This is a genomic window from Sphingomonas rustica (genome assembly GCF_039652585.1).
Lineage (GTDB): Bacteria > Pseudomonadota > Alphaproteobacteria > Sphingomonadales > Sphingomonadaceae > Sphingomonas > Sphingomonas rustica.
This window is the reverse complement of sequence record NZ_JBDIZK010000008.1, coordinates 114836-129161: the sequence shown is the minus strand read 5'-3', so window position 1 is coordinate 129161 and position 14326 is coordinate 114836. Positions and strand designations below refer to the sequence as shown.

Sequence of the window (14326 nt, the reverse complement as noted above, 5' to 3'; positions counted from 1 at the left end):
GCCGTGAGCCGCCAGCTCGCTTTTTGGCTCGAAAATCATGATAGCGTCGTTTGCCGCCTACCTGCGCAGAATGACCGCTACCGCCCCGGTTGCTGCCGTCGATACCGACCGCGGACGACCTTGAAAGCCACCGCCGTTTGAAACTGTGAAAAAAGGCCACCCGGACGCATCGCTCCTAGTCGGGGGCGAGACACGATCCAGGTGCAGTCGTGCTAATGACGGCTAACCGATCGAGCAGCGTTGAGGCGTCGAGGTTACTCGGACAATCGGGGATGACAGGAGCTTCCGAGAGCTTGCGGCCGTCAGCGCGGTACTCGTAGGAAGTCGTTAGCCTCAGTGCACGCTGCGGGCCGACCGGGATGATCGTCTGGACGCTGCCGGCACCCTGAGTCGTGCGCCCGAAAACAGTCGCGCGCCTATTGTCTTGAAGGGCTGCGGCGAGAATTTCCGCGCCGGCCGCCGTACGCTCGTTCACCAGCACGAGGATCGGAATGCCTTGCGCCAACTGCTTCTTGGCCGCGCGATATGTCTCGACGTCGCGCTTCTCCCGTCCTTTGGACGTGACGATAGGGCCCTCGTCGAGAAAAAGATCGGCGAGTGCTACTGTTTCCCCCAACAATCCACCTTGGTTGTCTTGAAGATCGAGAATTAGCGCGGATACGTCGCCGTTTTGCGACAGAGCAGAACTGACCCCCTGTGTGGCGCCAAATGACAGGCCGGACAGTCTTATGATCAGCACGGATCCACGTCGCTCGGTCTGCAATTCCATGTCGGACTGGCGCACGATCGTCCGATGGAGCGGAAACTCGGCAATGCTGCCATCTAGGCGTCGGATCGTTAGCGTGACCATGCTGCCATCCGGCCCACGAAGCTTCTGGACCACGTCGTCAAAGGACAGTTCGGCCGTGACGGTTCCATCAATTGCGATCAGTTCATCACCCTTGCGAATGCCGGCTCTTCCCGCCGCAGAGGTGGAACCGGTGGCAAGGACGACATAGCGGCGATCGCGATCCCTGAGGATCAGACCGGCAGATGCCCATGCTGCCGGTTGGCCGAGCAGTTTGGCGGGCGCCGTGAATGTGACCCACCGGCTGTGCGTATCGAGCTTCGCGACCATCGCCTCGATAGCCGCGTCCACGACCGTGTCCGCCTCGGGTCCTGCCTGATCAAAGCCCGCACAACGCATTGCCTTGGCCACTTCGTTGGGTCCGGGGGAGGACGACTTGCCAACGCAGCGAGACCAGGATTCATCATCCAGCTCGGCCTTACCGCGGATCGTATCGATCGCAGCGCCGGCCAGTGCGGCCATGTTAAGCGGCTCCACATAATTGTCGCGGATCAACGCGAAGACGTCTCTCAACCGAGAGAACGTGTCCTCGGAGGTCTGCGCTTGTGTCGGCGAACTCCCGCAAAGGCTCGCAGTGACCAGCGCCCCCATAAAGTGTTTGCTGACCATTATACCCCCAAAAGCTCCTGATTCGGCACAGCGGCCTGGCAGTGCTGTGTCAACGGCTATTTCGAAACGTCGGCGGTTCTGTCTGAGGCGATGTCTTCGTGTCCGTTTTCTCGAAGTTGACGCCGCACGCAGTCAGGCAGCTAACGGCCCAGATCCGGCCGTACCCGGCTAGGCACTATGATGGCAGCTGATGGGCCGGTTGCCGCCAGACAGCCTTTTACCCGACCAAACCGCAAAGCTGCCGTGGGGAGGTGGCTCATAGGTGGGCAGCTAACGAAGCTCAAGTCGCTAACTGATCGGCAAGCGAACGGCCGTTTCTGCCGAAACCGGCCAGTCGTTGGAAATCAAGGGATGGGATTTGCTCGGCACGCAGCCGTTGGAAGGCGGCTTCTTGGGCGAGATTCCGCAATAGAGAAGGAGGGCTGACCGTCCCTACTTTTGAGTAGGCGTCGTGTTGGCGTTGTGCCGCCCCGGCGTCACTCTCATCCGCCTCGGAGATTCTCCGGATTCGTCTCCAGCAAAAAGCCGGCAGCTTGAAATTCGGCGAGACGTTCCTGCCGGGACGCTTCGCGCTCCTCCTCGGTCTGGTCGAAGGTGGTGTGGAGATAGTGCATCAGGTTCAGCTTGAACCCGCGAGTGATCGCGATCGCATCTCCCTGCATTGCTCGGTGCCATTCTCGCGCCTGGCGGACCGGCGCGGCGTCGGGATCAGCGTGTTCGGGGTGGAGCACCACCAGTTCGTGAACAGCGTCGGTCCGATAGAAAGCTTCGAAAATCGTCACCAGCAAGCCGGCCGAGAGTTTGTGGCCGCGCAGACGCAGGAAAGACAGCACACCGTTGAACACCAGACTGACGCGAAGCAGCGGTTTGGGATAGCGCGGATGCTCATTGTAAAAGCCGCCCTCGACCATGCGAGCCACAGCGCGACCGATGGCAGCGATCCGATCCTCGAAGCTGAGTTCGCCGAGAAGCGGATCTGCGATCTCGGCGCAACGACTGCCATAGCCTGTAAGAACCATCATCACCTTGGCGCCATAGAAGTCGGCCCAATATTCCAGCGCCCGGTCTCCCTCCTGCGTCATCTCCACGGCGTGAAGATGCCGATGGACGAGGTGGGCGAGTTCATGTCCGAGGATCAGGAGGTGGAAGAAAAGCGTGTCGGCGTCCTCGATTTCCTGAGCCGCCATGTCGGTCGTAATGACGATGCGTGCATCGTCGCCTGAGCCTTTGATGCCGGGATTGCGTGCCGATTCGACGTCGATCCTAACGGTCATCGGCTCGTCTGGCAGGAAGAAGCTCTCGAAGTCGGCAGCGACCGCGCGTGCCAAGATCGCACCGGTTTGCGGAGCGGGTACGGCTTCGGTGGTCTGTTCTGGATCGCTCATCGCACAGAGATCGTTTGTCAGCGCGCGATCATCAAGGCCGTGATGCCGCAGAGCGTTAGAAGGTGCGTTCGGCGCAGTCCCTCGGGTAGCCGCGCCAATCATGAAGGAAAGGCAGCTTTTCGCAGCGAGGTGCGTAAGTTCGGGTCCCGACCCGTTACCGCGACATGAACGGGATGATCTTTTGCCGAGACAGCCAAGGCAAGTGACGGGCCGGATGCGGATAGGCACCTTTGAAGCAATCGAGGCAGGAAGGCTGCCGTCCTTGCTTTATTGCCGAGCACGGCAGCTACCGACCAGCTTACGCCGTTCGCGTCTACCGGCGCGAACGTCCAAGTCTGACAGGAGCAGTCGCCCGCGCATTGTGAAGCCAGTCAGCCGGCAGTCGTCCAATCCAAGACATTCCGCCGCTCGATGTGCCGTTTTAAAACCGGTCGCACGAAGCGCCGTTCGGCAGTCCCGTTCTCCATCTCCAGCGGTGAGTTTCAGGAAAACTGCCGCTCGTAAACGACGGCATCGGCGGCCGGCGGATGCCGTCCCGTTAAAGGTTAGAGGCTGTGTGAAAACGCGGCGATGTAGTAAGGTTCAGGTTTGATGGAGGCGCCCGTGCATGTAGAAGGGCGCAAAGCGGTGGTTAGCCCAAGGAGCTCCGCAGGTATCAATCTCGGCGCCGATCACTGCTATGAACAGTAGTCTCCTAACGAAGGCCGTCCTGTAGACTCCTCAGTGTCGATAGCCACGCGAGATAGTCTGCGTCGTCTTCGCCGTTTTCCGCCCACGCGTCGTGTGTGTCCGCCTCGGGGTCGTCGAGAATGGCTTGAATGGCATCGACAGCGTCTTGCTTCAGCGCCGCCGGTGGTGCCGCCTTTCCGGCGCACCAGTCCGCGACGTCCGGATGAACGACGATTTTATTGTGGCCGCCGAGCGTGGCCAGCACCGCACTGGCCGCGACGACGCTATCCGTACAACCCCTGTTCAATGTCTCTTCGATGAACGTCAGCGGGCTCGACGCTTTACGTAACTCGCCAAACCAGTCCAGTGCTGCGTCATTGCCAAAGCTCTCGGTAGACCACGTACCCAACTTCAGGCTCCCATACCAATGTCCTATCTTGCTAAAAGCTAGCCAATTATAAAGCGAACAACAAACAGATGATTGCCGCGCCCAGCGCAGAGACGACCGTTCGACCTTTCCTCTATCGGACAGGAGCGGTCACCATGGCGGATGATCGAGGGCCGGAGATTGAAGGCGCAGTAGTCGTGAAGCGCATGGCTGTCTTGCGACCGCACCTGATCGATTTTCGGGAAGGCCGGTCGTGCGAGCAACGACTGCTATCGGCAGTCGCTGATCCGAAGCTACGAGACGACTCACCACTCACCACCGCTGAGTTTAAACGGTAGGATGCCAAGGCAGTTGGGGAACGGCGGAATCTGGTGAGACCCGCCGTTTTGACGGAAAGTGTCTGGATGACGGGTCAGTCCCAGGCACCCGTGTCCGGCTCCCACCGGAAACGGGCGCCCAAGGGTTCAGATTTCGGTGTTTTCGGCAAGAGCAAGCGCGTCCTCTACGTCGATCCCGAGATAACGCACCGTATTCTCGATCTTGCTGTGGCCGAGAAGGATCTGGACAGCCCGTAGATTGCCGGTCGCCCTGTAGATGATCGATGCCTTCGTTCGCCGAAGCGAATGAGTGCCATACTCGCTTCGCATCAAACCTACTCCTGTCACCCATTCGTCGACGAGCCGAGCATACTGGCGAGTGCTGAGATGCCCATTATGATCAACTCGGCTCGGAAACACGTAATCGTCCACCGTGCCGCCCCGGCGTTCGAGCCATGCCAGCAAGCTTGCTCGAGCATCTGGCAGCAGTTCGAACTGAACGGGTCGGCCCGTTTTCTGCTGCACTACGATTGCCCGCGTTCGGATCTGCCCTCCGCTGACAAGGTCGCCGATCTTCATCTGCACCAAGTCGCAGCCTCGAAGTTTGCTGTCGATCGCCAGATCGAACAGCGCACGATCTCGCAGGCGACGGTGCTGATTGAGGTAGAAACGGATTTCCCAAATATGCTTCGGTTTCAGAGCCCGCTTTGCACCCACGGTCCTTCCGGCATTCCAAACCGGGCGCTTGTTGGCAGTGAGTTCTGTTTCAACCGTCTCCATGGTCGTTCTCCTATGGCCACATTGGCCATCTGGAGAACGCTTGCCGACGAGGATGCGCACGATTTGCTGGGGGGCTCATGCCGACCACAGTCGGCCACTCGCTACTGGAGGCTTGAGCGGCAGCTTATACCGATAGCAGACCTATGGTTGAGACCACCCACCCCGACGCGCCGGATCGCCGCTCAGTCACTTGTTAAAAGTCGGTCGCCCCAGATCGTTTGTGCGGGAGGGATTCGAACTGAGACGTTTAGGCTTTGATTTTCCTACGTCTTTCAATTCGAGGCCCGAAAAGCGCCACGCCTGAAGCCACGCGATTGAAATTCCGCCCTTCCAAGGCCGATCGTCTGGGCACGATCCATCGATGCAGTGGGATTCTAGCCCCGGGGCATCTGATCAACAATGGATTGGAAGCCGAATCTGGAACTCGGCTACTGTCGAAGCCGGAGGGCGATATGGCGCGACCAGACAAGTACCAAAGCTTTGCGGAACTCCGCCAACACGAAGTGGAAGGTCGTGACTATCAGATCCGCGCCGCTCCTGTTGAGGGTGCCGGGGTAGCAATCCTTGCGCCGCATGGCGGGAAAATCGAATTCCTGACGTCAGAGCTAGCTTGGTCGATCGCCGGCTCAGACTACAATTGCTTTGCTTTCGAAGGCATCAAGCGCAATCACAACGCGGATCTGCACGTAACGTCGTCCAGCTTCGACGAGCCCAACGCCTTGAGCCTTGTTGCCCGCTGCAATGTTGTCGTGACCGTTCACGGGCTGGACGGCGATGCCATGGAGATTCAGGTCGGTGGCCGCGATACCGCGCTGGGCGAACGCATCGATCGCGAGCTCCGAGAAGCGGGCTTCGCCAGCCGCGTGGAAACCGCGGGGCCATATGCAGGCGCCGATCCCGACAATATCTGCAACCGAGGAAGGTCTGGCGCAGGCGCGCAGATCGAGATCAGAGCTGGGTTGCGCCGTGCTCTTGAGCGGGATCGCGGTCGTTTCGAGGCCTTTGTCAATGCGGTGAGGCTTGCTGTGGCGCATTGATACGCGATGCACGATCGCTCGCCGAGCGATCGCGCCGGGAATAGCTAATCCCCGTGACGTTCGCGGACGATCTGCCAGATCCTGCTTTCGGAAAACGGCTTGATGACCCGGCCAACGTCGAGGATCGGGAAATCAACGGTGGTGTAGAGCTGCCGCATCGCCGACCGGAAGATTGTGTGGTTGACGGCTGCCACGACATCTTCAGTCGCTTCACTTGTCCCGCCGCCATGCTCGAAGCTGCCGATAAGCGCCAACTCCCTGTTGAGGGGGAAGGTCAATGTCGTGTCACTGCAACCCAGCCCTACGCCATAAGGGCCTTGGTTCATGGCATCATCGTTCCAGCGAAGAGAGAAGGGCCGATCAGACGTGGCGAAGCCACCAGACCCCGGCGGCGCGATCAGAAGTGTCCATTTGCGCGCATGAAGAAGAGGTGAAATCTGAGGCCAGAGCTCGATTTCCTGCTGGATCAGCACCTCCTTAGCGGCACCGGCCACGATATCTCCGTTCAACACGGCATCGCGGGCATCCTCGTAGGTTACCGGTTCACGATCCAGCTCGCCCGCCACGCGAGCCTGATCCGTGACAGCGTTCCAGCGCTCCGGCGTTTCGACCATGTTGTGCATCATGACCGTGCCCAGCTGGCTGATCATTTTGTCGCGCTGATCGCGGAACAGGGGATTGTTGAGTGAGACTTGCCCGATCAGCGAAAGCACCAAAGAGAAATCGTCGGAGTTGTCGATCGAGCGCGCTTCGATGATCCGGCGGAAGGCCTGATCGGCATGACCTTCAAGAACCGAAAGCTGGCTTTCCACTACGTTCGGATCGACGCCATCGATCTCCACACGGTTATAGTCCCGCCTCGACGCCACGTTCCGCGGCCTGGTGATGAAGCTCTTTCGATCCTTCAGATCGAAGACCGTCAGCCTACCGTCTTTCGACCGCGGCTTTGCAAAGCCCTTCAGGTAATATTGCGGCACGAAGTGATGATTGCGCGCGCCGGCGCTGGATTCGTTGCTCATCGGATCAACATAAGAGGTCGCAGCACATCATGGTCGTAAATCGGTGGCATTGCGGCGCCGCGTGGTGGCCGCGCATTTGGTAACCGGCTTGAGCTGCGCGATGCTGCCCTGCTGCAGGACCAGGCGAAAGATGCTCACCGCCAGACTGACGATATCGACGAGCAGGGCTGTCCCGGCGACCCCCAGTACAGTCGCGTCGTAACGATCAGGATGGAGGATGACGTAGGTGGATACCGCCGCGACGAGCGTCATCAGGACAATGCCGATATAGCCCATGCACAGGCGAAGTGCGAACCAGCGCGCGACGTGGGTTCGAGCCTGCTCGAAAGTCTCCCGCTCTTGACGGAGTTGCTCGCGGGCGCGATCGCTAGCCATCGTCGTCATCCATGCCGGCCGTCGGCGGTTGTGTCTCCAGCGATAGCATTGCTTCGACCGCGGTCGGCAGATGTCCTTCGTGCAGTGCCTCGATCTGGAGCAAGGTGCCGTTCACGATCTCCCCGAACGGAAAGATGAGAGCCGGCTCGGCATAGATCCCGGCCTTTGCGAGCGCTTCCCGGCGTCGCGGGTCGATCGGCCTGTCGTCGGTCCGCGTGCGTTTCCGCCGCCGGAAGACTGATTCCATGGGTTCGGTGAAGTGGGAGACGATCATCTCCCGCGCGTCCCCGACCATAGCTCCGTATTTGAGTGATAGGACGCTGTGTCCCGCCGATGCGACGATCTTAAAATCAATGTCCTTATGAGTGGCGTCCTGCATCTTGATCGAGAGGTGCAGCTCCCAAGGCACCTTACGCTCGGCGAGCAATTCGCGTTCGGCCTCGTCAGCCAAATCACGACCGATATTCAAATCGAGGCCCAGATCAGCGATCCGCCGCATCAGCCCGAGTTTTACGATGTCGATCGCCGAATAGAGCCGTCGTCGGCCGCTGCCCGGATTTTGCTCTCCAAGCTTCACTACCTCCCGGTTAATCCACGTCTGGAGCAATTCCTTCCGCAGACGCGTGATCGCCAAAACGTCCGGTTGCGTGAATCGCTGTTCGAAGAGATCCAGGGCCATGATTCAAAGTGGCATTGCTATTTCGAAAATGCAAATGTCAAAATAGCAATGCTACTTTGCCGGCCGGATTGGCAGCAGGGATTGCATTCGGCAACTGCGCTTATGGGTGGTCGCTGATGCTGAGTTGAATGCCATCGGCGCCGCCCCGATGGTTTCTCACGGCAGGCATGGTCGCGCCGTGGGAGCGAAGCGCCCGCGAGGAGGCCGGCGCAGCCGGCCGGGGGAAATCAGTTCGCCCGCGGTGGTTTCGCGGGGACCGCCCGCGGTGGTTTCGCGGGGACCGGCCGTCCCAGGTCATCCGCCCCCGGAGCCGGTTACCGGTCGGGAGCGCCAGCAAGGTGAGGATTGCACACGCTGTGGGTGCCTAGCGGCAGTTATCCGCAGCGTGGTTCGACTTCGCTTTTGCCCGCCGGGGGACCTGGCCTATAGAGGAGCAAGGGGGGCATGATGACGACGGTTCTCGACCAGGTGCGGGCATTGATCGAGCGGCTCTCGCCCGAGGCCATCTGCGACGACTGCATCACCGAGCGGCTCGGCCTATCGGTCCGCCAGCACGCCAATCACAAAACGCGCGAGCTGGCGGGAAGCAACGGCTTCGAACGCCAGCTGGAGCCCTGCGCGATCTGCGGCGCGACCAAGAAAGTTATCCGGCGCCGGGGCTGACCCCAAGCGATCAGGCCGCTTCGCAAAAGAGGGCCGGCTCGCTCAGCAACGAATGAAGGCGCCCGTGGAGACGGCCGACCCCGTCGGCGACGACGCTATCGAATGCCCCGATCTCTTCATCGAGCTCTACCTTGGCGACCATGCCGTCGCGGCGGCGGATATAGCGGCCGATGATATAGGTGGCGGCATCGGCGAGCTGCAGGCCGATGACCTGCTCCGAGGCTGCCAGGACGATGCCGCCGCCGATCAGATGGTTGCCGCCGTCGACCTTCGCGAGGCCGATCGACTTGCTGTTCTTGTCCTTGTCCGCGACGACCATCGCCGATGTGGAGGTGTCGAGCAGCGCGGCGATCGAGGCGCGAAAGCAGGCTTTTACGGCATCCTTATGATCCTCGGGCAGCGAGCCAGGCGGCAGCGCCGCCACAAGCCCGTCATATTGCTCCTTGGGGATCTGGACGTAATAGACATGCGCGCCGCTCGCATGGAGCGCGTCGCAGATCGTCGTCAGCGCGGCGAGGCGATCTTCCGGGCTGCGCTCGTACCAGACCGACTTCTTGCCGTTGTTGACGATGTCGACAGCGTGAAATTCCTCGACGCCGAAGGTGTCGAGCGCAGCGCCGAGCGACGCAGCAATCACGCCATAACCGCCCGACGGCAGCACGACGGCGGCGTGCAGATGGATGTCCGCGCGCATCGTCGCGGTCCCATCGTTACCGGTGAGATCGGTCTCGTCACAAAAGGCGAGAACACGGCCCGGGGCAGCCAGCTCGGCCGAGAGCGAGGACAGGGTTTCGATCATCCCGGGGGCTATAGCATTGCCCCGCGCCCGCAGAAAGAAAACGCCGTATGGCCGGCGCCGAAAGGCGCGGCCATACGGCGCGAGTTTTTAGGGTCGGGCGTAAGATATGGGCGGCGGTTCGCCGCCGCCCATGTAGATGCCAAGCTGCGAGCCGTTCCTACTCCTGCGGAAGCGCAGCGGCGGGCGGCGCGGTCGGGTCGGGCTCGTCCTCGGCGGAACGCGCCGCCTCGACCTTGGCGTGCGCGGCAACCGTGTCGACACCGCCGCGCACTGTGTAGGCGGCGGGCGGAAAGGCCATCCATTCGGCACCCGGCGCTCGACCCTGCGCCGCCCGTCCGCGCCGTCGAGATGATCGCACGATCTTCTTGAGGGTCTTGGACTTCTCCCCGGCATTGGCGCTGGCGACGGTTTCGCCCGCGACCTCGGCAACGATCCCCCCAGCACCTCCTTGTCGCGGATCGCCGCTGCACGCCGGGCGGCACCGGAAGCGCCGTCCGGCCTCGAGTTCGACATCAGCCAACGCTGTTGCCGTGGCGATGTCGGGTTGAGGGACATCGTCGTGCGTCACCGCCCAGACGCCATCGGTGCGCCGGCGCATCACGATCAGGCCGATGCTGCCGTCCTCGGCATGACGCGTGACGATTGCGTACGCCTTGCCATCTTTCGACTGCCACGCCTCGTAGGGCAAGCGCTCGCCGAAGCCGTGCCCGCGCGGCAGCGCCAGCGCGTAGACTCCGAACATGCTGCGGCCGAGGGTTCTCATCTTGCCTCGGCGATCGCGGCAACGACTTCGCCCGGCGGGAAATGGGCCAGATGATAGCCGCCGACATGGGAAATATACTGGCCGCGGTAGCCGATCGCAGTGAGCAGGAAGCGCACGACCAGCTCGCGCACGATCGTCATTTGACCCCATAGGTCGGGGCCGTCCTCGGTCGCCGGATGGTGACCGCTATGGACGATGGCGTTGCGCGCTTTGATCGCCTGGCCGATCTGCTCGTCGCCGATCCCGTCGAGCGGCACATTCCAGCGCGCCGCCAGCAGATGGAGTTTACGCCGCAGCGGGCGTCGATTGAGGTCGATCAGCTTTTCGCCCAGTTCCTCACGCGCCGCCGCTGCCCGGTCTGGCGACCATCGTTCGAGACAGGCCCGGATCACCGTGCGCAGCAGCTTTCGCGTCTTGTCGAACTCGCGCCGGGGCTCGATCAGGGCTTCCTCCTCGGTGAGGTTGGAATCGATCAGGTTCTCGAGCGCCGTCATCGCATTGACGAGCCGGACTTCGTTATAGGTCGTGGCCATCGCGAACCACTCGATCGCAAAGAACAGGTTCTTCACGTCGATCGGCGGATCGAAGAAACTGGTGATCGCCGCATCAAGCACCGGCTGCAGATTAAGCTTGTGGAACACGCGCATCACCGGTGCATGCTGGCGGGTTCGCGATAATATTTCGATGTCGTGCATGTCGCCGGCCGCAAGTTCGAGGATCGGCGCCTGCAGCATGGTCGACGCCGCGACCGACAGGATGCGGCGCAGATGCTCGACAAACTTCTCGGCCTCCGCGCGCCAGGCGTCGATATCGGCGGGCGGCTCGGCGGCCTCGATCACGATCGAGCCGGTGAGCCGATCGGGCTCGCCGAGCTTTGTCTCGCCGGCGACCTGGATCGCGCCGAGGGCGCATTTCGCGTGGAGCGCCGGGAAGCACTCGAAGCCCTTCAGCTGCAGCTTGAGCACGGGCCGGTCGCGCGCGGTATCGAGCGTCCTGAAATACTGGACCTTGCCGCATTCGCCGCGCGGCTTCGACCAATGCCGGTTGTGGATTCCGCTCCAACGTTCGCCGAGACTGTTAAACGAAAGGCTGTCGCTTGCGAAGCGCAGCCCATCGGCGGCAATGCCGCTCAGTACGAACTCGGCTACATCGCTCCGGTCCTGAAACCGCTCCCGGACGAACCAAGTGGCCTTGGTGATCCGGAACGCGTGAAGATCGAGTTCAACCTCGCCGTCGTCGCCGATGCGCGCCTTGAATCGCACCGGCATCGCCTTGTCGCCATCGCTGAGCGTCCCGCTGAACCGCTGAAAGCTGCGCAGGTCGTCCTTGTCCGGTTTTCTGGCCTTGCTGAGGCGGCGGGGCATCGCCGGATAGTGAGGGTTTTTCGCTCACCGGCCAAGCGCTTCCGGTGCACGGTGGTTGCCCAACCTTTGCTTCATGGCCGGGTGGCACCCGTTTATGAGGAGGCATGATCGAGGCAGTCCAACAGCTTGTGCAGCCGCCCCGTCCCGGTGGCCGGATGTTCGTCTACAAGGAGCAGGAGCGACCGGGCGGCGGTCCGCTACGCACAATCGCGTTTACCGATGTCGACATCAGGCCGCGAACCTATGAGGAACTCGCAGCGGCAAAGCTCCATGCCTGCATCACGATCCCACTCGAAATGTACAACGGACGGATTGTCGACACCGATGTCGAGGGCGTCGACACCAGCAAATACGCCCATGTCACTTCGACGCTGGTCAACCCGTTTACCTCGAAAGCGATCGGTCTGGTACGGGGCGGCTGGTTGCCTTCGGTCCTCGCGGCGACGCGGGAGACCGCGGTTATCCTCCCCGATCGCAATATCATCACCGAGATCGCGGGGCGGTTCGACGGCGGGAAGAAGGTCGGCCGCGAGCCGGATTTCCTCGACCTTTTCGAGGATGATCCCGTTCGCATCAATCCGCTGCTGTTCGCGATGGAAGGCAACAATCGGGCGCTGCCAGAACCGGATGCGGCACGCGCCCAGCTCGAAGAAGCAGTGGAGAAACTTCGCAAGGCGTTGCCCACGGCCACGCTGATGGTCGGGCCAGAGTCGATCGACGGTCTGCTGGGGCTGATTGAGGATGTTCGCCCGGGCATGGCGCGCAAGCAGGCATTCCTGCGCCGTGTCGCGCCGATCCTCGCCGAGCCCGTCGCGCGCCGCGATGTCGACCGGCGATGGGCGGAAATCCTGGGCGCCGCGCAGGATTTCGGCGTTGTGCAGGCCTCGCTTGTGGTACTCGCCGTGCTCAGCACCCTCGTGAACCCGGGGCGCTGCGCGGCGAAAAGCCTGTTCAAGTTTCACGCCGCCTATAGCGATGCCGACGCGTATAACGCGCTGTCGGATCTGCAGGCGCTGGATCTGCTGCTCTACAGCCTGGCCTACTTTCCGGACATGCATACCCAAGTCTGCACCGCCGATCGCAACTTGGCCTTGTTCTGGGTCGGCGCGGGCGCGTCGGACATCGCCCGCACCGGCGATGGGATTCGCTTCACGATGACGCCACACGAGGCCGTCCTTCCCGAAGGCTATGCCGAGCGCTGGGCCGCGGAGGTGGTCGCGGCAACGTGAAGGTATATTTGCCGCTGAGGTCGCTTCGAGGCAAAAAGCCGGCGTGGCGAACAGCACGGTCGCGTCGCTTCACGTCGCCAGATAGAGGCCGACATCCGAACAGGCGGAACGGGAACGGGACGTGGCAGGGACGATAGATTTGCGGGCGGTGGCGGCCGCACGGGCAGAAGCCCCCTTCCGCCCAAGCTCGCCGCCGCATGCGCGCCGGCACGTCGAGAAACTATGGCCGGGTACGCCGACCGAGATCATCGATCCCCTGGCGATCATCTGGGACGAGGTCCTGCACGAAATTATCGGTGCGATGATGCGGTTGGCGAACAACGCCGCGCCGCTGCACGTCAACGTCCGAGAGGAAATGATCCTCGAACTCGCGAAGATCCAACTCTATGTCGGAGAGCAGATCGTTCACAAGCGCCTCGCGGGGCGCGACCCGGCCACAGTCGATCCCGCACAGGAACGGATCGCCTGTTTCGGCGACGCCGGATGGGCCTCGATCAACGACACCGCCAGGGAGTTTTACAACCACCACTGGCGCGAGCGACTGGAAACACGCTGGATACCGAAATCGGCCGCCGCGGCGGCACGCGAGCGCAATCCGAAAGCCCGGCGCCTGGCGGTCAAGCGCGTTGACAAGAACCACTTCATCTCGCGCTGGTTCATCCGCGATCTCTGGGCGAGCGACGGAAAGATCATGCGATGGCACCGGACCGAGGAAGGATGGACATCCGCCCGACGCGGGTTTGGAAAATGGGGATATCGCCACAAGCTCTACAGCGACGGGCTCGAAGCCTATTTCGCGATGATTGAGGGAGACGCGAAAAAGCCGATCGAACATCTGATGCGGATGACGCCGCTCAACCAGCCCGATCGCATCGCGCTGGTCGCGTTTATGGTCATCCAGGTCCTGCGCAGTCCGTTCTTCATCGATCGGATAAAATCGCAGCTGGCGCCCAAGATCGTTGAGCTTGGCTATGGTCACGATCCAGACATGGCCGACAAGGCCTATGAGACTCTCTTTCAGAACGACGCCTTCTACAGCGCGCTGGCGAACCCGGTGATGTGGAGCCGCTGGGCGCTGGTCCATGCTTCGCGACCGATCTTCGTGTTGCCCGACACTTTCGGCGCGCGCCGGGAAATCAGCGAAGGCCTGCGCCTGATCGCGCCGCTGTCGCCAAGTCTGTGCTTCGTTACGCTGCCGCGAAGCGAGACCGATAAACGCATCGTGCCGTTGCACCACACTGCAAGCGATGCCCTGACGCGCCGTCTTTCCGGCGTGTTGGTCGGCAGCGCCGTCGACGAGTTTCTATCACATGCTGACTTCAGCATCGAAGACCCGCTGCCCGGATCGAGCGTCGCACAGATCCTTGCCGACATCGAGGCGGAGATTGGCGACAAGGAATAGG

General features: G+C 61.7%; 14 protein-coding genes. 4 read left to right on the top strand and 10 right to left on the bottom strand.

Translation table 11 applies throughout. The features are described 5' to 3' along the window. Positions 1–175: 175 nt before the first annotated feature. The 4 genes from TPR58_RS14355 to TPR58_RS14340 all read right to left on the bottom strand — a co-directional run bounded on the left by TPR58_RS14355 (position 176) and on the right by TPR58_RS14340 (position 4995). Positions 176–1456 carry a S41 family peptidase gene (locus tag TPR58_RS14355; RefSeq protein ID WP_346247382.1) on the bottom strand — a complete coding sequence of 427 codons (1281 nt, stop codon included), beginning with the start codon at positions 1454–1456 and terminating at the stop codon, positions 176–178. 482 nt (positions 1457–1938) lie between these two features. After that, positions 1939–2841: a M48 family metalloprotease gene (locus tag TPR58_RS14350; protein WP_346247381.1), complete on the bottom strand. Its 903-nt coding sequence runs from the start codon at positions 2839–2841 to the stop codon at positions 1939–1941. 694 nt (positions 2842–3535) lie between these two features. Continuing rightward, the gene (locus tag TPR58_RS14345) at positions 3536–3919 is read right to left on the bottom strand and encodes a DUF4259 domain-containing protein (protein WP_346247380.1); all 384 of its coding nucleotides are present in this window, start codon (positions 3917–3919) and stop codon (positions 3536–3538) included. Between the two features lie 443 nt (positions 3920–4362). After that, a complete protein-coding gene (locus TPR58_RS14340) occupies positions 4363–4995 on the bottom strand; it encodes a tyrosine-type recombinase/integrase (protein WP_346247379.1) in 633 nt (210 codons plus the stop codon). A 452-nt stretch (positions 4996–5447) separates the two neighbouring features. On the opposite strand from TPR58_RS14340, the gene TPR58_RS14335 reads away from it, so the two are divergent. Then, entirely contained in the window at positions 5448–6032 is a 585-nt protein-coding gene (locus TPR58_RS14335; protein WP_346247378.1) for a poly-gamma-glutamate hydrolase family protein, read from the top strand. 44 nt (positions 6033–6076) lie between these two features. On the opposite strand, the gene TPR58_RS14330 is transcribed toward TPR58_RS14335, so the two are convergent. The 3 genes from TPR58_RS14330 to TPR58_RS14320 are packed head-to-tail and all read right to left on the bottom strand — an operon-like array spanning position 6077 to position 8105. Continuing rightward, the gene (locus TPR58_RS14330; protein ID WP_346247377.1) at positions 6077–7051 is read right to left on the bottom strand and encodes a DUF4238 domain-containing protein; all 975 of its coding nucleotides are present in this window, start codon (positions 7049–7051) and stop codon (positions 6077–6079) included. A 27-nt stretch (positions 7052–7078) separates the two neighbouring features. Next, positions 7079–7426, bottom strand: coding sequence for a hypothetical protein (locus TPR58_RS14325; protein ID WP_346247376.1), 348 nt, complete (start codon positions 7424–7426; stop codon positions 7079–7081). Beyond that, a complete protein-coding gene (locus TPR58_RS14320) occupies positions 7419–8105 on the bottom strand; it encodes a hypothetical protein (RefSeq protein WP_346247375.1) in 687 nt (228 codons plus the stop codon). The genes TPR58_RS14325 and TPR58_RS14320 overlap by 8 nt, the downstream gene beginning before the upstream one ends. A 447-nt stretch (positions 8106–8552) precedes the next feature. Between TPR58_RS14320 and TPR58_RS14315 the strand changes: the two genes are divergently transcribed. Then, the gene (locus tag TPR58_RS14315; protein ID WP_346247374.1) at positions 8553–8768 is read left to right on the top strand and encodes a hypothetical protein; all 216 of its coding nucleotides are present in this window, start codon (positions 8553–8555) and stop codon (positions 8766–8768) included. Positions 8769–8778: 10 nt separating this feature from the next. On the opposite strand, the gene TPR58_RS14310 is transcribed toward TPR58_RS14315, so the two are convergent. The 3 genes from TPR58_RS14310 to TPR58_RS14300 form a co-directional block, all read right to left on the bottom strand. After that, the gene (locus tag TPR58_RS14310; protein ID WP_346247373.1) at positions 8779–9567 is read right to left on the bottom strand and encodes a hypothetical protein; all 789 of its coding nucleotides are present in this window, start codon (positions 9565–9567) and stop codon (positions 8779–8781) included. A 157-nt stretch (positions 9568–9724) separates the two neighbouring features. Beyond that, positions 9725–10330: a hypothetical protein gene (locus TPR58_RS14305; protein ID WP_346247372.1), complete on the bottom strand. Its 606-nt coding sequence runs from the start codon at positions 10328–10330 to the stop codon at positions 9725–9727. Then, a complete protein-coding gene (locus TPR58_RS14300; RefSeq protein ID WP_346247371.1) occupies positions 10327–11694 on the bottom strand; it encodes a hypothetical protein in 1368 nt (455 codons plus the stop codon). The genes TPR58_RS14305 and TPR58_RS14300 overlap by 4 nt, the downstream gene beginning before the upstream one ends. A 104-nt stretch (positions 11695–11798) precedes the next feature. On the opposite strand from TPR58_RS14300, the gene TPR58_RS14295 reads away from it, so the two are divergent. Further along, positions 11799–12923 (top strand): hypothetical protein, encoded by a 1125-nt coding sequence (locus tag TPR58_RS14295; protein WP_346247370.1) that lies wholly within the window; start codon positions 11799–11801, stop codon positions 12921–12923. Between the two features lie 121 nt (positions 12924–13044). Continuing rightward, positions 13045–14325 carry a DUF4238 domain-containing protein gene (locus tag TPR58_RS14290; protein WP_346247369.1) on the top strand — a complete coding sequence of 427 codons (1281 nt, stop codon included), beginning with the start codon at positions 13045–13047 and terminating at the stop codon, positions 14323–14325. Position 14326: the final 1 nt, after the last annotated feature.